This window comes from Streptomyces alfalfae (assembly GCF_004127445.1).
In the GTDB taxonomy this organism is placed as follows: Bacteria; Actinomycetota; Actinomycetes; order Streptomycetales; family Streptomycetaceae; genus Streptomyces; species Streptomyces alfalfae.
Window position 1 is genome coordinate 189,375 of the sequence record NZ_QEXM01000020.1, and the last position, 19,295, is coordinate 208,669.

The 19,295-nt window shown below is 73.8% G+C and carries 14 protein-coding genes; 4 read left to right on the top strand and 10 right to left on the bottom strand.

All coding sequences use genetic code 11. From position 1 onward, the window contains the following. Positions 1 to 76: 76 nt before the first annotated feature. Positions 77 to 2,521, top strand: a complete 2,445-nt coding sequence (locus DCW30_RS08300; RefSeq protein WP_076682773.1) for a penicillin acylase family protein — start codon at positions 77 to 79, stop codon at positions 2,519 to 2,521. Positions 2,522 to 2,562: 41 nt separating this feature from the next. Here the strand turns inward: DCW30_RS08300 and DCW30_RS08305 are convergent, their stop codons facing one another. The 8 genes from DCW30_RS08305 to DCW30_RS08340 form a co-directional block, all read right to left on the bottom strand. Next, entirely contained in the window at positions 2,563 to 4,128 is a 1,566-nt protein-coding gene (locus DCW30_RS08305) for an acyl-CoA synthetase (protein ID WP_076682775.1), read from the bottom strand. Next, positions 4,125 to 5,237 (bottom strand): NAD(P)H-dependent flavin oxidoreductase, encoded by a 1,113-nt coding sequence (locus DCW30_RS08310; RefSeq protein WP_076682777.1) that lies wholly within the window; start codon positions 5,235 to 5,237, stop codon positions 4,125 to 4,127. Before DCW30_RS08310 ends, DCW30_RS08305 begins: the two co-directional genes overlap by 4 nt. 65 nt (positions 5,238 to 5,302) lie before the next feature. Then, complete coding sequence (locus tag DCW30_RS08315) at positions 5,303 to 6,304, bottom strand: MerR family transcriptional regulator (RefSeq protein ID WP_076682779.1); 1,002 nt, start codon at positions 6,302 to 6,304, stop codon at positions 5,303 to 5,305. A gap of 68 nt (positions 6,305 to 6,372) precedes the next feature. Next, positions 6,373 to 7,926 (bottom strand): phytoene desaturase family protein, encoded by a 1,554-nt coding sequence (locus DCW30_RS08320; protein ID WP_076682780.1) that lies wholly within the window; start codon positions 7,924 to 7,926, stop codon positions 6,373 to 6,375. A 75-nt stretch (positions 7,927 to 8,001) separates the two neighbouring features. Then, the gene (locus DCW30_RS08325; protein ID WP_076682781.1) at positions 8,002 to 10,263 is read right to left on the bottom strand and encodes a serine/threonine-protein kinase; all 2,262 of its coding nucleotides are present in this window, start codon (positions 10,261 to 10,263) and stop codon (positions 8,002 to 8,004) included. After that, complete coding sequence (locus tag DCW30_RS08330) at positions 10,245 to 11,204, bottom strand: oxygenase MpaB family protein (RefSeq protein WP_232627015.1); 960 nt, start codon at positions 11,202 to 11,204, stop codon at positions 10,245 to 10,247. Before DCW30_RS08330 ends, DCW30_RS08325 begins: the two co-directional genes overlap by 19 nt. A 72-nt stretch (positions 11,205 to 11,276) precedes the next feature. Next, positions 11,277 to 12,464: an acyl-CoA dehydrogenase family protein gene (locus DCW30_RS08335; RefSeq protein ID WP_076682782.1), complete on the bottom strand. Its 1,188-nt coding sequence runs from the start codon at positions 12,462 to 12,464 to the stop codon at positions 11,277 to 11,279. Between the two features lie 134 nt (positions 12,465 to 12,598). Beyond that, positions 12,599 to 12,943, bottom strand: a complete 345-nt coding sequence (locus DCW30_RS08340; RefSeq protein WP_076682783.1) for a four-helix bundle copper-binding protein — start codon at positions 12,941 to 12,943, stop codon at positions 12,599 to 12,601. Between the two features lie 368 nt (positions 12,944 to 13,311). Here DCW30_RS08340 and DCW30_RS08345 point away from each other — a divergent pair, with 368 nt between their 5' ends. Continuing rightward, positions 13,312 to 13,761, top strand: a complete 450-nt coding sequence (locus DCW30_RS08345; RefSeq protein WP_062772810.1) for a VOC family protein — start codon at positions 13,312 to 13,314, stop codon at positions 13,759 to 13,761. A gap of 74 nt (positions 13,762 to 13,835) precedes the next feature. Here the strand turns inward: DCW30_RS08345 and DCW30_RS08350 are convergent, their stop codons facing one another. Both DCW30_RS08350 and pstS read right to left on the bottom strand, forming a co-directional pair. Further along, a complete protein-coding gene (locus DCW30_RS08350; RefSeq protein ID WP_076682784.1) occupies positions 13,836 to 15,314 on the bottom strand; it encodes a PepSY-associated TM helix domain-containing protein in 1,479 nt (492 codons plus the stop codon). A gap of 253 nt (positions 15,315 to 15,567) precedes the next feature. Beyond that, positions 15,568 to 16,716, bottom strand: coding sequence for a phosphate ABC transporter substrate-binding protein PstS (gene pstS, locus DCW30_RS08355; protein WP_237283312.1), 1,149 nt, complete (start codon positions 16,714 to 16,716; stop codon positions 15,568 to 15,570). Between the two features lie 175 nt (positions 16,717 to 16,891). Here pstS and argG point away from each other — a divergent pair, with 175 nt between their 5' ends. Then, positions 16,892 to 18,340 (top strand): argininosuccinate synthase, encoded by a 1,449-nt coding sequence (gene argG, locus DCW30_RS08360; protein ID WP_076682785.1) that lies wholly within the window; start codon positions 16,892 to 16,894, stop codon positions 18,338 to 18,340. Positions 18,341 to 18,515: 175 nt separating this feature from the next. Next, positions 18,516 to 19,295, top strand: a 780-nt coding sequence (locus DCW30_RS08365; RefSeq protein WP_130221220.1) for a GlxA family transcriptional regulator, incomplete at its 3' end; no start/stop codon positions are given.

The window sequence follows — 19,295 nt, forward strand, 5'->3', positions numbered from 1 at the left end:
GGTCAAGGGAGGGCACAGATGACATACCGCTTGGTACGCTCAACCGCTCCTTCCCTCAACGATGTTGGGAGGCACCATGAGCACCACGCGCACCACGGGCGGCGTACGCCCCCCACGCACCCGTACGAGACGTCTGTCCGCCGTCGGGGTCACCCTGCTGACCGCCGTGGCCCTGCTGCCGGCCGGTGCGGGGGCCGCGACCCGCGACGCGCGCCCCTCGGACGGCGGGCTGCACGCCACCATCCGCTACACGCAGTACGGCATACCGCACATCGTCGCCGATGACCACGCCGATCTCGGCTTCGGCACCGGCTGGGCGCAGGCCGCCGACCAGGTGTGCACGCTCGCCGACGGCTATGTGACCGTGCGCGGCGAGCGCTCGCGCCACTTCGGGCCCGGGGCCGCGCCCGGCTCCGCGCTGTCCTCGGCGTCCACCAACCTGAGCAGCGACCTGTTCTTCCGCGGCGTGCGCGAGAGCGGCACGGTCGAGAAGCTCCTGAAGCTGCCCGCGCCCGCGGGGGCGAGCCGCGACGCCAAGGACCTGATGCGCGGCTTCGCCGCGGGCTACAACGCCTGGCTGAAGCAGAACCGCGTCACCGACCCCGCCTGCGCGAAGGCGTCCTGGGTCAAGCCGATCACCACCCTGGACGTGGCGCGGCACGGCTTCGCCGTCCAGGTGCTCGGCGGCCAGGGCCGGGCCGTGGACGGGATCACGGGCGCCCGGCCGCCGGCCGCCGGCGCGCCCGACCCGGCGGCGCCCGATCCGCGGCGGGCCGCGGACGCCGCCCGCGAGCTGCTCGATCCGCAGGGCGCCGACATGGGCTCCAACGCCGTCGCCTTCAGCGGCCGCACCACCGCCGACGGGAAGGGGCTGCTGCTCGGCAACCCGCACTACCCCTGGCAGGGCGGGCGCCGCTTCTGGCAGTCGCAGCAGACCATCCCCGGCGAGTTCAACGTCTCCGGCGGTTCACTGCTCGGCACCAGCCAGGTCAACATCGGCTTCAACGCCGACGTGGCGTGGAGCCACACCGTCGCCACCGGCGTCCCCTTCAACGTGCACCAGCTCACGCTGGACCCGGCCGACCCGACCGTCTACCTCGTGGACGGCGAGCGGCACACAATGATGAAGCGGACGGTCACGGTCGCCGTCAAGGGCGGCGCCCCGGTCACCCGCACCCAGTGGTGGACCCGCTACGGCCCGGTGGTCACCGGGCTCGGCGCCCAGCTCCCGCTGCCCTGGACCTCGACCACCGCGTACGCGCTCAACGACCCGAACGCGGTCAACCTGCGCGGCGCCGACACCGGCCTCGGGTTCGCCGAGGCCCGTTCCACCGCGGGCATCCTGAAGTCCCTGCGCGAGACGCAGGGGCTGCCGTGGGTGAACACCGTCGCCGCCGACCGGCGGGGCCACTCGCTGCTCAGCCAGTCCCAGGTGCTCCCCCGGATCACCGACGACCTGGCGCGGCGGTGCGGCACGGCCCTCGGCAAGGTGACGTACCCGGCCGCGGGCGTCGCGGTGCTCGACGGCTCGCGGGGCGACTGCGCGCTCGGCTCCGACAAGGACGCCGTGCAGCCGGGCGTCTTCGGCCCCGCGAAAGCGCCGACCCTCAAGGACGCCCCGTACGCGGTGAACTCCAACGACAGCGCCTGGCTGACCAACGCCGACCGGCCTATCACCGGCTACGAACGGATCTTCGGCACCATCGGCACCCAGCGGTCGATGCGCACCCGTGGCGGCATCGAGGACGTGGCGGCGCTGGCGGAGAAGGGCGATCTGACGGTGCGGGACCTCCAGCGCCAGCAGTTCGCCAACCGTGTGCCCGCGGCCGATCTCGCCGCCGGCGACGCGGCGAAGGCGTGTGCGGCGCTGCCGGGCGGGACGGCGACCGGCAGTGACGGCAGCCGCGTCGACGTGGGCGAGGCCTGCCGGGTCCTCGGGCGCTGGGACCACCGGATGGACACCGGCAGCCGTGGCGCCCTGCTCTTCGACCGCTTCTGGCGCAAGCTGACGGCGGCCGTGCCGGGCGACCGGCTGTGGAAGGCGCCGTTCTCGGCGGCCGACCCGGTGCGCACCCCGCACACCCTGAACACCTCGGCGCCCGGCTTCGCCACCGCGCTCGCGGACACCGTGCGCGAGTTGGACACCGCGGGCATCGCCCTGGACGCGCCGCTGGGCGAGCACCAGTACGTCGTACGCGGCAAGCACCGCATCCCGGTCCACGGCGGCACGGAGTCGCTCGGCGTCTGGAACAAGATCGAGGCCGTCTGGGAAGCCGGGCGCGGCTACACCGAGGTCGCGCACGGTTCGAGCCACGTCCAGGCGGTCGGCTGGGACGACGGGCGCTGCCCGAAGGCCCGTACGCTCCTGACGTACTCCCAGTCGTCGAACCCGGACTCCCCGCACCACAGCGACCAGACGCGGCTGTACGCGAAGGAGCGCTGGGTGACGTCCCGCTTCTGCGAGAAGGACATCCTCGGCGATCCCGCGCTGAAGGTGGTGAAGGTGCGCGAGCGCCGCTGAGCATGAGGGGCGGGCCCGGGCTGCGGTCCGCCCCCGCCTCCTCACATCGTGCGCCGGCGGCCCTCCCAGTACGGCTCGCGCAGCCGCCGCTTGTACAGCTTGCCGTTGGGGTCGCGAGGCATGGCCGCGATGAAGTCGACGCTCTTGGGCCGCTTGTAGCCGGCCAGACGCCGTTCGCAGTGGGCGAGGATGTCGGCGGCGAGCGCGTCGCCCGCCTCCCTGCCCTCGGCGACCTCGACGACGGCCTTGACCTCCTCGCCCCAGTCGTCGTGCGGGATGCCGAAGGCGGCGGCGTCGGCGACGGCGGGGTGGGTGAGCAGCGCCGACTCGATCTCGGCGGGGTAGATGTTCACACCGCCCGAGATGATCATGTCGATCTTGCGGTCGCGCAGGAAGAGATAGCCGTCCTCGTCGAGGAGGCCGAGGTCGCCGACGGTGAAGAAGTCACCGATGCGGTTCTTCGCCGTCTTCGCCTCGTCCTTGTGGTAGGAGAATCCGCCGGTGGACATCTTCATGTAGACGGTGCCCAGTTCACCGGGCGGGAGGCGGTTCCCCTCGTCGTCGAAGACGGCCAGCTCGCTGATGGGCCAGGCCCTGCCGACCGTCCCCGGTCTCTTCAGCCACTCCTGGGCGGTGGCGAAGGCGCCGCCGCCCTCGCTGGCCGCGTAGTACTCCTCGACGCACTCGCCCCACCACTCGATCATCGCCCGCTTCACGTGGTCGGGGCAGGGCGCGGCGCCGTGGATGGCGTGCCGCATCGAGGACACGTCGTACGCCGCCTTCGTCGCGTCCGGCAGGGCGAGCAGGCGGTGGAACTGGGTCGGCACCATATGGGTGTGCGTGCAGCGGTGCGCGTCGATGAGGCGCAGCATCTCCTCGGGCGTCCACCGGTCCATCAGGACCAGCGGGTGGCCGATGTGCAGGGCCGCGCCCGCGAACTGGAGCACGGCGGTGTGGTAGAGCGGCGAGCAGACCAGGTGGACGTTGCCGTCGAAGGGCCTGATGCCGAAGATGCCGAGGAAGCCGCCGAGGTAGGACTCCTCGGGGGCCTTGCCGGGCAGCGGGCGGCGGATGCCGCGGGGGCGGCCCGTGGTGCCCGAGGTGTAGTTCATGACCCAGCCGAGGGTGCGGTCCGCGGGCGCCGAGTCGGGCTGCCCTTCGAGGAGTCGCGCGTAGGGGCGGAAGCCGGGGACGTCGCCGACGGCGTAGCGGTGGGTCGCGGGGAGCGCGGCCTCGTCGGCCGCCGCCGCAGCCGCGCCGGCGAACCGCTCGTGCGCGATGAGTGCCTTGGCGCCGGAGTCGGTGACGATCCAGGCGATCTCCGGGCCGACCAGGTGGTGGTTGACGGGGACGAGGTAGAACCCGGCCTGGGAGGCGGCGAGGTAGGCGGTGAGGAACTCGACTCCGTTGGGCAGGACCACGGCGAAGGCGTCGCCGCGCTGCAGGCCCGCCGCCCGCAGGCCGTGGACCAGCTGGTTGACGGCGGCGTGCAGACGGCCCGCCGTCCACTGCTCGCCGCCGGGGGTGACGAGGACGGGGCGTCCGGGGTCGGCGGCGGCCTGCGCCCAGAAGCCGTTGGGGGGTGTGTTGGAGGGCGGTGTGCTCATGCGTGACGTCCCCTTCCCGCGATGCGGTTGACGCGGTCCACGGCCCGTTCGAAGCCGCGGGTCAGGTCGTCGAAGACGTCCTGGACGGCCCGTTCGCTGGTCATCCGGCCGACGATCTGCCCCACGGGCGTGCCGAGCAGCTCCTGCACCTCGTACTTCTGGATGCGTGAGACGGCGTCGGCGACGAGCAGGCCCTGGAGCGGCATGGGCAGGGCGCCGGGGCCCTGCGGGTCGTCCCACGCCTCGGTCCACTCCGTGCGGAGCTGGCGGGCGGGTTTGCCGGTCAGGGCGCGGGAGCGGACCGTGTCGCCGGACCCCGCGGCGAGCAGCTTGCGGGTGAGGGCGGGCGAGTGCAGGTCGGCCTCGGTGGTGGTGAGCCAGAGGGAGCCGAGCCAGACTCCCTGGGCGCCGAGTGCGAGCGCGGCGGCGATCTGCCGCCCGCTGCCGATGCCGCCCGCGGCGAGGACGGGCAGGGGCGTGACCGCGTCGACGGCCTCGGGGGTGAGGACCATGGAGGCGATCTCGCCGGTGTGGCCGCCCGCCTCGTACCCCTGCGCGACCACGATGTCGATGCCCGCCTCGGCGTGCTTGCGGGCGTGCCGGGCGCTGCCCGCGAGGGCGGCGACGAGGACGTCCCGGTCGTGGGCGCGCCGGATCACATCGGCCGGGGGTGAGCCGAGGGCGTTGGCGAGGAGCTTGATCGGGTAGTCGAAGGCGACGTCGAGCTGGCTGCGGGCGACCTGCTCCATCCAGCCCGTGATCCGCCACCCCGACGCCTCGCCCTCGGCCGGCTCGGGGACGCCGTGCTTGGCGAGGACGTCCCTGACGAACTGCCGGTGGCCTTCGGGGATCATGGCCTCCACGTCGGCCTCGCTGACCCCCTCGACCTTCTTGGCGGGCATGACGACGTCGAGCCCGTACGGCCGGCCGTCGACGTGCTCCTGCATCCAGTCGAGGTCCCTGGCCAGTTCGTCGGGCGCCGAGTAGCGAACCGCGCCGAGCACCCCGAACCCACCCGCCCTGCTGATGGCGGCGGCCACGGCGGGGAACGGCGTGAACCCGAAGATGGCGTGCTCGATTCCCAGTCTCCTGCTCAACTCCGTCTGCATGGGCGCAGGATGCCGCAGGGCCCGTCAAGGGGGAAGGGGTTTACTGATGCAGCGTCAGATCCGGTTCAGGGGGCGGTGCCCGGCTTCTGGCCGCGCCCACGGCGGCCGTGGTCCGGGGCGTGCAGTGCCTGGACGGTCCAGGTGAGGGCGGGGGCCAGGTCGGTCGGGGGTGGCCAGTCGTTCAGGACCGCCAGGAGGCGGAGGTAGCGGTCCCTGCGGGGGTCGTTCATGGTCCGGAAGCGGGCGGCGAGGCGGACGCGGAGGGCTTCGTCGTCGGGGTGGCCGGTGATGCGGGCGTAGTGCGCCGTGAGCGCCGCGGCGATGCGGGCGGCCCGGGGCGTGTGCGGGCCGATGCCCTCGGCCAGCGCCGGTTCGGCCAGGGAGCGGACGGCTTCGGCGAGGACGCGGGGCAGGCCCATGGCGTCGTCGGGTGACCGGTCCTCGGCGAGGTCACGCGCCATGCCCTGCACGCTCGCGCGAAAGCCGGGGTCCTGGAGCAGCTCGGCCAGCTCCACCCACGCCGCGACCTGCTCCGCCGTGGGGTCGTCCGGGAGCTCCGGGGTCATGGAGCGGATGACCGCGCCGAACGCCGGGTGGCTGTGGAGGCCTTCGAAGACCATGCCGAGGAAGTCGTCGACCATGCGGCGGCGTTCGTCCTCGGACAGCTTCGCGAGACGGTGCATGAGGGCCAGCTCCTCGGGGTCGGCGCCGCGTTTGGCCACGGCGGTCAGGACGGCCCTGCGCAGGCGCAGCGTGCGGATCTGCACGTCCAGGGCCTCGGCGTGCGCCGCCGCCACGTCGGCCAGCGGGACCTCCCGGTCCACGACCTTGCGGATGGTCGGCAGGTCGAGCCCGATCTCGCGCAGGGTCCGCACGAGGTCGAGGCGGGCCACGGCGTCGACGCCGTAACGCCGGTAGCCCGCCGGGGTGCGCTCCGTCGGCGTGACGATCCCGGAGTCGGACCAGAACCGGATGGTCTTGACGGTGAGCCCGGTGCGGCGGGCGAGTTCGCCGATGGAGTAGAGGGGGGCGGCGGGCCCCGGAAGCGTTTCGGTGTCGCCGTTCATGGCTCCACCCTCACGTCTCCCCCTACGGGAGACGCAAGCGGGGCCCGCTCACCCTCGTCCCTCGCCGGTCACTCCCCCAGCGCGGCCATCGCGGCGTTGTGCCCCGGCACCCCGCTGACGCCGCCACCGCGCACCGCGCCGGCCCCGCAGAGGAACACATTCGCGTGCCGGGTCTCCGCGCCCCAACGCCCGGCGCCCTCCTGGGCGTAGGGGAAGGCGAGGTCTCCGTGGAAGATGTGGCCGCCGGGCAGCCGCAGGTCGCGCTCCAGGTCCAGCGGGGTCTTGGCCTCGACGCAGGGGCGTCCCTCGGCGTCGAGCGCGAGGCAGTCGGCGATCGGCTCGGCCAGGTGCGCGTCGAGCTGGGCGAGCGTCGACTCCAGCAGCTCGGCCCGTACGGCGTCGTTGTCCTCGGCGAAGAGCCGGGCGGGGGTGTGCAGGCCGAACAGGGTGAGGGTCTGGTAGCCGCGCTCGGCGAGGTCGGGGGCGAGGATCGTCGGGTCGGTGAGGGAGTGGCAGTAGATCTCGGAGGGCGGCGCGGTGGGCGGCGTGCCGGAGGCGGCCTGCGCGTAGGCGGTCGCCAGCTCCCCGTACCCCTCGGCGATGTGGAAGGTGCCCGCGAAGGCCTCGGCCGGGTCGACGGCGGTGTCGCGGAGCCTCGGCAGCCGCTTGAGCAGCATGTTGACCTTCAGCTGCGCGCCTTCGGCGGGCGCGGGCGGCTCGTCGCCGAGGAGCCCGGCGAGGGCCTGCGGGGAGGCGTTGACCAGGACGTGCCGGGCGGCGGCCGTGCGCTCGCCCTCGTCGCCCTGGCGGTACGTGACCTCGGCGCGCCGCCCGTCGGTGGCGATCCGCGTGGCCTCACAGCCCGTGCGCAGCGTGGCCCCCGCGTTGCGCGCGGAGTCGGCGAGGGCGTCGGTGAGGGCGCCCATGCCGCCGACGGGGACGTTCCAGTCGCCGGTCCCGCCGCCGATGACGTGGTAGAGGAAGCAGCGGTTCTGCTTCAGGGAGGGGTCGCCCGCGTCGGCGAACGTGCCGATCAGGGCGTCGGTGAGGACGACGCCGCGCACCAGGTCGTCGGAGAAGCGCTGCTCGATCGCCGTGCCGATGGGTTCCTCGAAGAGCGTGCGCCAGGCGGTGGCGTCGTCGATGCGGGTGCGCAGCTCCGCCCGGGTCGGCAGCGGTTCGGTGAGCGTGGGGAAGACGCGGGCCGCGAGGCGTCCGGTCATCGCGTGGAACTCCCGCCAGGCCTCGTACTCCCCGCTGTCACCGGTCAACCGGGTGAAGGCCCGCCGGGTACGGGCCTCGCCGCCGCCGACGAGCAGCCCGGCGGGGCGGCCGCCGCGCTCGGTGGGGGTGTAGGACGAGACGGTGCGCGTGCGCACCCGGAAGTCCAGGTCGAGGTCGCGCACGACCTTCTTCGGCAGGAGGCTGACGAGGTACGAGTAGCGCGAGAGCCGTGCGTCGACCCCGGGGAAGGGCCGACCGGAGACGGCCGCGCCCCCGGTGGCGCCGAGCCTTTCGAGGAGCAGCACGGAGCGTCCGGCGCGGGCGAGGTAGGCGGCGGCGACGAGACCGTTGTGGCCACCGCCGACGATGACGGCGTCGTACACATCGCGATCAGACATGGCTCTTCCTAACACGAAGGACCACCGCCGAGGACCCCGCGCGACCGCGCCCCGGCACACCGGTCCCGCATCGGGTCACCCGGGGACGTCTCGGAGCCCGCCCGCGGCGCTCCGCTGCCGCAGCGCCGCCACCCTGCGGTAGAGCTCCACGGCCTCGGCGCCGCGGCCGAGCTGTTCCAGGCAGTGCGCCTCGTCGTTGCGGCTGGCCAGGGCGTCGGGGTGGCCCGTGCCGAGGACCCGCTCCCTGGCGGCGGCCACCCCGCGGTATTCGGTGAGGGCGTCGGGCCAGCGCCCCAGCCAGCCGAGGCCGACCGCGACCTCGCGCCGGCTGACCAGCGTGTCCGGGTGGTCGGGGCCGAGGACCCGCTCCCGGATCGCGCACACGTCCCGCGCCTCGGCGAGGGCCTCCTCCCAGCGGCCGAGCCGTCCGAGGTTCACGCCGAGGCCGTGGCGGGCCCGGAGCGTCTCGGGATCGGCGGGGCCGTTGACGCGCGTCCGGTCCTCGACCAGGACGCGGTACAGGTCGAGCGCCTCACCGCTGCGGCCGAGTCTGCCGAGGCTGATGCCGACCTCGTAGCGGGCGGCGAGCGTGTCGGGGTGGTCGGGCCCGAGCGCCCGCACCCGCGCGTCGGCGACCTCGCGGTAGGTCTGCAGCGCCTCGGGCCAGCGCCCCAGCTGTCCGAGCGCGTACGCGACCTCGTACCGCGTGACGAGTGTGTCGGGGTGCGTGGCCCCCAGGACGCGCGCGCGGGCCTGTGCCACCTCGTCGGCCAGACGGTAGGAGTCCTCCAGGCGGCCGAGGCGGCTGAGGTTGTAGGCGAGGTTGTGGCGGCAGCGCAGCGTGTCCGGGTGGTCGGGCCCCGCCACCCGCTCCCGCACCGCGAGCACCGAGGTGTACGTCTGGTGGGCCTCGAAGTGCCGCCCGAGCTGCCCGAGCACGTAGGCCATCTCCTGGCGGGCGGCGAGCGTGTCCGGATGCTCGGCGCCGAGGGAGCGCTCCCGCCCCCGCGCCACGCGGGTGTACTCGCGCAGGGCGTCGGCGGCCCGCCCGGTGCGGCTGAGCGTGAAGCCGATCTCGTACCGGCTGGCGAGCGTGTCGGGGTGGTCGGGGCCGAGGGCGTGCTCACGCTCGGCGGCGACCGCGCGGTGCACCTCGCCCGCCTCCGCCCACCGCCCGAGCCGGCCCAGGCTGAGGCCCGCGTTGTGGCGTCCCGCCAGTGTGGCGAGCAGTTCCGGCGGCGGCGCGGGCCGCTCGGGTTCGCGGGGCGCGGCGGCGCGGCGGGCGTCGGGCCGCGGTATCCACTCGCCGGTCAGGCCCGCCGCCGTGTCGGGCGGGGTGGGTCGCGGCCCGGAGCCGCCGCCCGCCTTGACCCCGGTGGTCATGCCCCGCGTCCAGGAGGGCAGCCGCTCCTCGCGGACGGTCGCGGCGCCGTGCGGGTGGTGGTTGCGCGGGTGGGGCGTGACGACGGTCGGGACGTACGCGGGGGTGGCGCGGCCTTCGGCGATGCGGCGGCTCAGGTCGCGGGCGTCCTGCGGCCGGTCGGCCGCGTCCTTGGCGAGGAGGTCGAGGACGAGGTCGTCGAGGAACGCGGGCAGTTCGCCGCGGTGGCGGCGGGGCGGCGCGGGCGCCGTGTCGCGGTGCCCGACGAGCACGGCCCAGGCGTCCTCCAAGTCGAAGGGCGGGGCCCCGGTGGCGATCTCGTACAGCACGCACCCCAGGGAGTACAGGTCACTGCGCTGGTCGACCGGGTCGCCGCTGATCTGCTCGGGCGACATGTAGTGCGGGGTGCCCATCGCGATGCCCGTGCCGGTCAGGCGCGAGGTGAAGCCGATGTCGGCGCCGAGCCGCGCGATGCCGAAGTCGCAGATCTTCACCGTGCCGTCGGTGAGCAGCATGATGTTCGCGGGCTTCAGGTCGCGGTGCACGATGCCCTGGTCATGGGTGTACGCGAGGGCGGCGGAGACCTGGGCGGCGATCTCCACGACGTCGGCGACGGGCAGCGGGTGCTGCTTGTTGTCCTCCAGGATCTGGCTGAGGTTGCGCCCTTCGAGGAGCTCCATCACCAGATAGAGCACGCCCTCGTACTCGCCGAAGTCGTGGACGACGGTCACGCCGCGGTGCTGGAGCGCGGCGGCGACGCGGGCCTCGCGGCGGAAGCGCTCGCGCAGGACGCGGGTGAAGGCGTGGTCGTGCTGCGGCCCCATCGGCTTGAGGCACTTGACGGCGACCTGGCGGCCGAGCGACTCGTCGCGCGCCCGCCACACCTCGCCCATGCCGCCGCGCCCGATCAGATCCAGGAGTCGGTAGCGGCTCTGGATCAGCCTGGTGTCCGCCATCTCGCGCCGTCGCCCCCGTCGCCTCGCTGCGCCCTCCCCGGCCCGTCCAGTATGGCTTCTGGTCTGTGAAGTTTGTACGGGGCAGGGCGGCTGCCGGGGCCGAGCCTGGCCATGGCGCGCAGGATGTGCTTGGGCGGAAGTTGCCAGCGCAGACGGCTGGGGACGGTGCGCAGGACGGCGCCGGTGAGGACAAGGCGGCGCGTCACCACGGCGGGCGGCGGGGCGGCCCTGCCGTACAGCTCGTGCGCGTACGCGGGCAGCGAGGCGTACGCGAGGCGGGCCACCTGCCGCCACAGCAGGAAGCGCGCCGGGACCAGCAGGGGCGGCGTCGGCGGACACCGCAGGAAGTCGTCCACGGCGCGGGCGCCTGGACCGGCGGCCAACTCGCCCCGCACGTCACGGAAGTACGCCCGCAGCTCGGCCGTGGACCCCGGCACATCGGCCGGATCGAGCCCCACCAGCCGGGCGCTCTCGCGGTGCTCGCGCACATACCGGTCGGCGAGGGCGTCCGGCATCCGCAGCCCCGACCGGCGTGCGACGTGGAGGTAGGAGTCGATCTCCGCGCAGTGCACCCAGAGCAGCAGCTCCGGCTCGTCGACCCGGTACCGCTCCCCCGTCGCCGGGTCGGTGGCCGTGAGCGTCGCGTGGATCTTGCGCACCCGCGCGCCGGCGCGCTCGGCGGCCTCGGTGGTGCCGTAGGTGGTGGTCCCGACGAACCCGGCGGTGCGCATCAGCCGCCCCCAGGCGTCGGCGCGGAAGTCGCTGTTCTGCATGACGCCGCGCACCGCTCGGGGATGCAGGGCCTGAAGGTAGAGGGCGCGTATCCCCGCGACCCACATCATGGGGTCGGAGTGCACCTGCCAGGTCACCGAACCCGGCCCGAAGAGTCCGGGGTCGGGCGAGGGCGCGTGCGCGGGGTCGGTCACAGCGGGGTCGGTCACGGGGTCCACCTCCGGGGGCCGGTCATGTCCTCCAGTGTGACGCCGTCCCGTGACGGGTGTCCGGCGCCCGGGTCATCGCCGTACGCGCGGCATCCCCAGGCCGATCCAGGAGATGATCTCCCGCTGGATCTCGTTGTTGCCGCCGCCGAAGGTGAAGATGACCGCCGAGCGGTAGCCGCGTTCGAGATCGCCGCGCAGGACCGTGCCCGCCGAGCCCTCCTTGAGGGCGCCCGCCGCGCCGATGACCTCCATGAGCCAGGCGTACGCGTCGCGGCGCGCCTCGGAGCCGTAGACCTTGACGGCGGAGGCGTCCTGCGGGGTGAGGGTGCCCTCCTGGACGGCGTTGACCATCCGCCAGTTGAGGAGCTTCATCGCGTCGAGCCTGGTGTGGGTCATGGCCAGGCGCCGGCGGACCCAGCCGAGGTCGATGACCCGGCGGCCGTCGGCGAGCTTGGTGTCCATGGCCCAGCGCTGTACGTCGTGGAGGGCGCGGATGGCCATCGTGCCGTGGGCGGCGAGGGTGACGCGCTCGTGGTTGAGCTGGTTGGTGATGAGGCGCCAGCCCTTGTTCTCCTCGCCGACGCGGTGGGTGACGGGGACGCGGACGTTCTCGTAGTAGCCGGCCGTGGTGTCGTGCGAGGCGAGGGTGTTGATGAGGGTGCAGGAGTAGCCCGGGGCGGTCGTCGGGACCAGGAGCATGGTGATGCCCTTGTGGAGCGGGACGCCCTCCTCGGGCGCCGCCGTGCGCACGGCGAGCCAGACCCAGTCGGCGGTGTCGCCGTTGGTCGTCCAGATCTTCTGCCCGTTGACGACGTACTCGTCGCCGTCCCTCACCGCCTTCGTCCGCAGCGCCGCGAGGTCCGTGCCGGCGGCGGGCTCGCTGTAGCCGATGGCGAAGTCGAGTTCGCCGGAGAGGATCCTCGGCAGGAAGTAGCTCTTCTGCTCCTCGGTCCCGAACCGCATGAGCGTGGGGCCCACGGTGTTGAGTGCCATCAGCGGCAGCGGCACGCCCGCCTGTGCGGCCTCGTCGAAGAAGATGAACTGCTCCATGGGCGTGAGCCCGCGGCCGCCGTACTCCTCGGGCCACCCGACCCCCAGCCAGCCGTCCGCGCCCAGGCGGCGGATGGTCTCCCGGTAGAACCGCTTCCGGGCGGCGGGTTCGGCATGGCGGACGTGCACGTCGTCCGGCACGAGGCCGGCGAAGTACGCGCGCAGTTCGGTGCGCAACCGCTGCTGCTCCGGCGTGTATTCGAGGTGCACGGCCCCTCCAGGCTCTGGCTGGCTCACTCGCTCCCGGACCTGACGGCGCACACAGTAGAACGCGTTGCAGAAATAGGGAATGGCGGTGCGGGAGCGAGTGCCGCGGGGCCCGTCGCCTCGGCCCGGCGCCTTCACTAGGCCGTCGCGGGTCCCGTCAGCGCCTTCGTGAGGTCGTCGCAGGCCCGTTCGCAGCGGCGGCAGGCCTTCGCGCAGCCGGCCGACGCGGGGCACGTGGCGCAGAGGGCCGCGCACTGGCGGCGGACGGCGCGGCACCACTCGACCTGCACGCGTACGCGCTGCTCGTCCTCCTCGCCGTACGCGCCCCGCCCGGCGAGGACGCGGAAGGTCGCGTCGCAGACGTCGGCGCAGGCGGCGGTGAGACGGAGCGCATGGCTCGGCCCGTCGGCCGGGCGGCGCCGGGCGCAGACCCGGACGCACTCGTCACAGACCCGTGCGCAGGCGAAACGCGCTTCCAGCACCTGACGGGCTCCGGCCGGTCCCCCTGCTGCGGCTCCTCCGTCGGGACGGGCGCGGGTCGCACCGCCCGGGGGCCGGACGGCAAGGGTGTCGTGGCGGTCACGGGACCTCGCCCTTCGGCCGGGCACGGGTTTCCGCCCTGGTGAGGCTCAAACCTGGCGGAGGAGCGGCACGGGGACCTGCCGGAGGAGGGGCACGGCGTGCCGGGCGCGAAGGAGCCCCGCCGCGACGGGGGAGACACGGCGGGGCCCACCCATCGATTGCCCGCTCTGACGGGCCTCACACACCCGAGCCGCACTCGTTTTCGACGGGACCGCGACGGCCTGTACATCCCGGGCCCGTTGTCAGTGCCGCGCGCTACGGTCCGCACATGGCTTATATGATCGACCTGACCCTCGACTGCGCCGACGCCCAACTCCTCGGCGCCTTCTGGAAAACGGCCCTCGGCTATGTCGACGAGCCGCCGCCCGCGCCGTTCACCACCCGCGAGGAGTGGTTCGCGAGCTTCGGCCCGCCCGCGGACGAATCCGTGGACGACGGGGCCTGGCTCTGCGACCCCGAGGGGCGCGGTCCCCGCCTGTCGCTGCTCAAGGTGCCCGAGCCGAAGACCGCGAAGAACCGCCTTCACATCGACGTCCGCGTGCCGGGGCACGGCTCGGCGGGCGAGCGCTGGGCCAGGGTCAAGGCGGAGTCCGAGCGGCTCGTCGCGGCGGGCGGCGGCGTGCTCGCCGAGATCACCGGTCACCACATAGTGATGGCCGACCCGGAGGGCAACGAGTTCTGCGTCGCCGCGGGGCCGGCCCCGACCGCATCGTCCTAGCCCCGTCGGCGGGTCGGTGGGGTTCCAGGTCCTCGGCGGATCGGAGGGGTCACGTCGTCGGCGGATCGGAGGGTTCAGGCGTATGTGCGCCTCCCCCGCCGGTAGGCGAGCTCGCCCAGCGCGATGTCCACCGCGAGGAACGCCGCGAGCGGGATGCCGAGCAGCGGGACGAAGTAGCCGACGACGGCGACCGCCGCGAGCAGCGGGACGAGGACGTGGGCCGGGACGTTCTGCCACGCCCCGCGCGCCACGGGCCGGCCGAAGGCGGAGCCCCGGCCGCGCTGCCACCACATGCGGTAGCCCCAGACGATCAGGAGGATCAGGCAGAGGGCGAGCGCGATGAGGGCGAACTGGTTGACGAGGCCGAACAGCGAACCGGAGTGCGCGTCGATGCCCCAGCGCGTCAGCTTGGCGAGCACCGGGTAGTCGTCGAACCGCAGGACGTCGGTGACCTCGCCGTTCGCGGGGTCCACGGCGATGGAGTCCTGCTTCTCCGGCCAGCTTCGCTGGATCTGCCGGACCACGTACGCGGACGAGGCGTCGGCGGGCGGCACGATCTCCACGGGGTTGGAGAGCCCCTGGCCGCGGGCGGCCTTCAGGACGGCGTCGAGCCCGACGTCCGCGCGGGCCGCCCCCTCGCCGTCCGCGGCCCCGGAGCCGCCGCTCCCGCCGTGGCCGGAGTGCTCACCCGCGGGCTCCGCCGCCGGCTCCGCGCCGGGCGTGACGGTCGACGACACCGCGGGCGTGGTCTGGCCGATGGCCTCGCGGAGGTCGCTGACGCTCTGGCCCGCGTACGCCGACCAGGTCAGCCCCGTGGCCGACAGGAAGACCAGGCCGAGGGCCGCCCAGACGCCGACCGAGCCGTGCAGCGCCAGGGTGCGGCGGCGGCCCGTCGTGCCGCGCGCCTTCCGCTGCGACCTGCGGCGTCCCAGCCAGAGCACGAGGCCGCCGCCCGCGATCACCCACAGCCAGCTCGCCGCGAGTTCGCTGTAGAGGCGGCCGGCCTCCCCGAGGTGCAGATCGCGGTGGAGCTCGTCGATCCAGGTGCGCAGCGGGAGGGCCCCCGTCGAGCCGTACTGCTCCAGGTCGCCGCGCACCTCGGCCGTGTACGGGTCCACGAAGACGGCGAGGGTGTGGTCGGGGTCGACGCCCGGCACGCCGGACAGCAGGACGCGCGTGGTGGCCCCCTCCTCCGGCGAGGGCCTGACCGCGCTGATCGAGCCCTCGGGGTGTGCGGCGCGGGCGGCGGCCATCTGCCGCGTCAGGGGCAGTTCGCCCTTCCCCGGCGGCACCGGGACGCGCAGCTCGTCGGCGTACACGATCTTCTCGGCCTGGTACGAACACGCGTAGAGCAGGCCCGTCGTGGCGGCGACGAGCAGGAACGGCGCGATCAGCAGCCCGGCGTAGAAATGGAGCCGCAGCACGAGCGGCCGCAAGGTCGCCCAGCCGGACCGCTTGGGCGCGCCCTCGGCCCGCGTCTCGCGCGACGCCTCCGCGGGCTCGCCGGGTGGTCGCCCCTCGCCTTCGGCGACGACGGTGGATTCGGCGGGCATAGGGCGCTCCCTGGATAGACGGGCCATGGCCCGGCTGGGCCCGAGCCGATCCAGGAGTCGGGCCGGGGCATGGCCGAGTTCCCCCGCCCCGGCGTGACCTGCGCCACTGGCGGGTGGGCACACTGCCGCCACGCCCTTGCCACCACCACGCAAGAGGCTCAGCCGTCCGCCCCTGCCGCCGCCACGCCACGGGCTCAGCCGTCCGCCGTGGCCACCCGCGGCCCGAAGCCCGTCGGCGCACCCCGCAGCCGGATCAGGACAGCCCGCTCACGACCTCCCGCACCCGCTCCGCCAAGGACTCCGGCAGCGGCGCGTAGTGCAGCCGGGACAGCCGCTTCTGGCCCGCCTCGCTCGACGTGTGGGCCAGGAAGGACTTCAGGGCGGGCAGCGTCGCCTTCTGATTGCCCTTGTCGCACACGATCTCGTACGTGATCTGGACGATCGGATACGCGCCGGGCGCCGAGGAGTCGTGGCGGAACTTCAGCGTCAGGTCTTTGCCGTTCCCGGCGACCCGGGCCGCCGCGATCCCCGCCGACGCCGTCCTCGGTGTCGGCGCGACCGGCGCGGGCGCGCCCGTGTCGATGCTGACGGTCTTGATGTGGCGGGCCCGCGCGAAGGACAGCTCGAAGTAGCCGATCGCGCCGAAGCCGGACGTCACTTCGGAGGCGACACCGCTCGAACCGCTCGCCGACGCGCCGCCCTTGCCCTGCCAGGCCTTGCCCGGCGGGTGCCGCCAGACGTCGGGGGCGGCGCCCGCGAGATAGGCCTGGAAGTTCTGCGTGGTGCCCGAGTCGTCGGACCGGTGCACCGGGCGGACGGGGAGGGAGGGCAGCTCGACGCCGGGGTTGAGCCGCCGGATCTCCGGGTCGTCCCAGGCCGTGATCCGCCGGTCGAAGATCTTGGCGAGGGTCGTGGCGTCGAGCACCAGGTCCCGCACGCCCGGCAGGTCGTAGCCGATCGCGATGGGACCGCCCACCATGGGCAGGTCGATGGCGCGCCCGCCTTCGCAGACCCGCTTCGACAGCTCGACCTCGTCGGCGCGCAGGGGGCTGTCGGAGCCGCCGAACGCGGTCGCGCCGCGCAGGAACTGCGCTCCCCCGGCTCCCGATCCGAGCGGGTTGTAGGCGATCCGCACCCCGGGGCAGGCCGCTTCGTACTCCTTGATCCAGTGCTTCATGGCGTTCTGCTGGGCGCTCGAACCCGTCCCGGGGACCTTGCCCGACTTAGCGCAGTCGATGTCGGCGGCTTGGGACCCGACGGACGAAGCGCTTCCGTCGCCGTCCTCCGCCCCCTCCCCCAGGAGCCCGCAGCCCGCCAGGGCCAGCGACAGCACGACCGCCGCCGAGCCCGCCCCGAGTGTCCTGCCGCTGTGCTGTGTACGTCGTGGCCGTGGGCGCAGCAACGTCGTCCTTTCGAGAGGCCGGCCGGCACACCGCCGCCCGGTCACCGCTGTCGGGCCTCGCATCCTCGCCCACCCACGGCGACGGAAGATGACACCTGGGCGAACACAGGGCGACGCGTCGCCGTACGGAAGCACGGGGTTTGCATGACCATGCATCCTGATGCATACTCTTCCTATGTCCAAGGTCCTCACCTCCCTGCCCACCGGCGAGCGCGTCGGCATTGCCTTCTCCGGCGGTCTCGACACCTCGGTCGCCGTCGCCTGGATGCGCGACAAGGGCGCCGTGCCGTGCACGTACACCGCCGACATCGGCCAGTACGACGAGCCCGACATCGCCTCCGTGCCCGGCCGCGCCTCCGCGTACGGCGCCGAGATCACCCGTCTCGTCGACTGCCGTGCCGCGCTGGTCGAGGAAGGCCTCGCGGCGCTGGCCTGCGGCGCCTTCCACATCAGGTCGGGTGGCCGCCCCTACTTCAACACCACGCCGCTCGGCCGCGCCGTCACCGGCACGCTCCTGGTGCGGGCGATGCTGGAGGACGGGGTGCAGATCTGGGGCGACGGCTCCACGTTCAAGGGCAACGACATCGAGCGGTTCTACCGCTACGGCCTGCTCGCCAACCCGCACCTGCGGATCTACAAGCCCTGGCTGGACGCGGACTTCGTCACGGAGCTCGGCGGCCGCAAGGAGATGTCGGAGTGGCTGCTCGCCCACGAGCTGCCCTACCGGGACTCGACGGAGAAGGCGTACTCCACGGACGCCAACATCTGGGGCGCCACGCACGAGGCCAAGACCCTGGAGCACCTCGACACGGGCATCGAGACCGTCGACCCGATCATGGGCGTGCGGTTCTGGGACCCCTCCGTGGAGATCCCCACGGAGGACGTGACGGTCGGCTTCGAGCAGGGCCGCCCCGTGACGATCAACGGCAAGGAGTTCGCCACCCCCGTCGACCTCGTCATGGAGGCCAACGCGGTCGGCGGGCGGCACGGCCTCGGCATGTCCGACCAGATCGAGAACCGCATCATCGAGGCCAAGAGCCGCGGCATCTACGAGGCGCCCGGCATGGCCCTGCTGCACATCGCCTACGAACGCCTGGTCAACGCGATCCACAACGAGGACACCCTCGCCGCGTACCACAACGAGGGCCGGCGGCTCGGCCGGCTCATGTACGAGGGCCGCTGGCTGGACCCGCAGGCGCTGATGATCCGGGAGTCGCTGCAGCGCTGGGTCGGCGCCGCGGTCACCGGTGAGGTGACGCTGCGGCTGCGGCGCGGCGAGGACTACACGATCCTCGACACCACGGGCCCCGCCTTCAGCTACCACCCGGACAAGCTCTCCATGGAGCGGACCGAGGACTCGGCCTTCGGCCCGGTGGACCGCATCGGCCAGCTCACGATGCGCAACCTCGACATCGCGGACTCCCGTGCGCGCCTCGAGCAGTACGCGGGCATGGGCCTGGTCGGAACCGGCCACCCGGCGCCGATCGGCGCCGCGCAGGCGGCGTCGACCGGTCTGATCGGCGCCATGGACGCGGGCGGCGCGCAGGCGATCGCCTCGCGCGGCGAGGTGACGGACGAGGAGTCGGCGCTCGACCGCGCGGCGATGGAGTCCGGCACCGACTGACCCCGGCCCATCGGCCGTGCGCACTGAGGCCAGCGGGCCCCGGCGGTACTCCCCCCACCGCCGGGGCCCGCTTCCGCATGCCCCGGCGTCCGGCCCAGCGCCTCTCCGCGCTCATGTCCGGATGTGACAGGGAATCGTCATTGCGGTCGCCCCCGGCGGCCGTGAGGATGGCCGCATGCCCACCACACACCGCGTCGTCATCGCGGTCTTCCCCGACGTCGACCTGCTCGACGTCACAGGCCCCGCCGAGGTCTTCGCGCTGGCCGACCGGGAGACCGGGGGCCGCCCCGGCTACGAGGTCCTGCTCGCGGGGCCGGAGGCCGGTGCGGTGCGCACGTCGGCGGGCGTGCGGCTGCTCACGGACCTGGCGTTCGCCGACACCGGCCGGGTGGACACCCTGCTGGTGCCCGGCGCGGTCGACATGACCGGCCAGGGGCCCGTCGCCCGCATCGACGCCGAGGTCGTGGCGTGGCTGGCGGCGACCGCGCCGCAGGCCCGGCGGGTGGCCTCGGTGTGCGTGGGCGCCCACCTGCTCGCGGCGGCCGGGCTCCTGGACGGCCACACGGCGACGACGCACTGGTCGACCGCTGCCCAGCTGGCGGCCGACCACCCGGCCGTCACGGTCGACCCGGACCCGATCTTCGTACGGACGGACCGCGGACGGCTGTGGACCGGGGCCGGGATCAGCGCCTGCCTGGACCTGGCGCTCGCCCTGGTGGCCGAGGACCAGGGCGAGGAGGTCGCCCTCGCGGTGGCCCGGCAGCTCGTCATGTACCTCAAGCGGCAGGGCGGCCAGAGCCAGTTCTCCGTGCCGCTCAGCCGCCCGGCGTCGGCCCGCAGGGACATCGACGAGCTCCGGGCGTACATCGCCGACCACCTCACGGACGACCTGTCCGCGGCGGCGCTCGCGGCCCGGATGTGTCTCAGCGAGCGGCACTTCGCACGGGTCTTCAAA

Coding starts and splice junctions, on each gene's coding strand:
- DCW30_RS08300 (WP_076682773.1), top strand. CDS start 77: ATGAGCACCACGCGCACCACGGGCGGCGTACGCCCCCCACGCACCCGT.
- DCW30_RS08305 (WP_076682775.1), bottom strand. CDS start 4,128: ATGAGCACACCGCCCTCCAACACACCCCCCAACGGCTTCTGGGCGCAG.
- DCW30_RS08310 (WP_076682777.1), bottom strand. CDS start 5,237: ATGCAGACGGAGTTGAGCAGGAGACTGGGAATCGAGCACGCCATCTTC.
- DCW30_RS08315 (WP_076682779.1), bottom strand. CDS start 6,304: ATGAACGGCGACACCGAAACGCTTCCGGGGCCCGCCGCCCCCCTCTAC.
- DCW30_RS08320 (WP_076682780.1), bottom strand. CDS start 7,926: ATGTCTGATCGCGATGTGTACGACGCCGTCATCGTCGGCGGTGGCCAC.
- DCW30_RS08325 (WP_076682781.1), bottom strand. CDS start 10,263: ATGGCGGACACCAGGCTGATCCAGAGCCGCTACCGACTCCTGGATCTG.
- DCW30_RS08345 (WP_062772810.1), top strand. CDS start 13,312: ATGGCTTATATGATCGACCTGACCCTCGACTGCGCCGACGCCCAACTC.
- DCW30_RS08350 (WP_076682784.1), bottom strand. CDS start 15,314: ATGCCCGCCGAATCCACCGTCGTCGCCGAAGGCGAGGGGCGACCACCC.
- argG (WP_076682785.1), top strand. CDS start 16,892: ATGTCCAAGGTCCTCACCTCCCTGCCCACCGGCGAGCGCGTCGGCATT.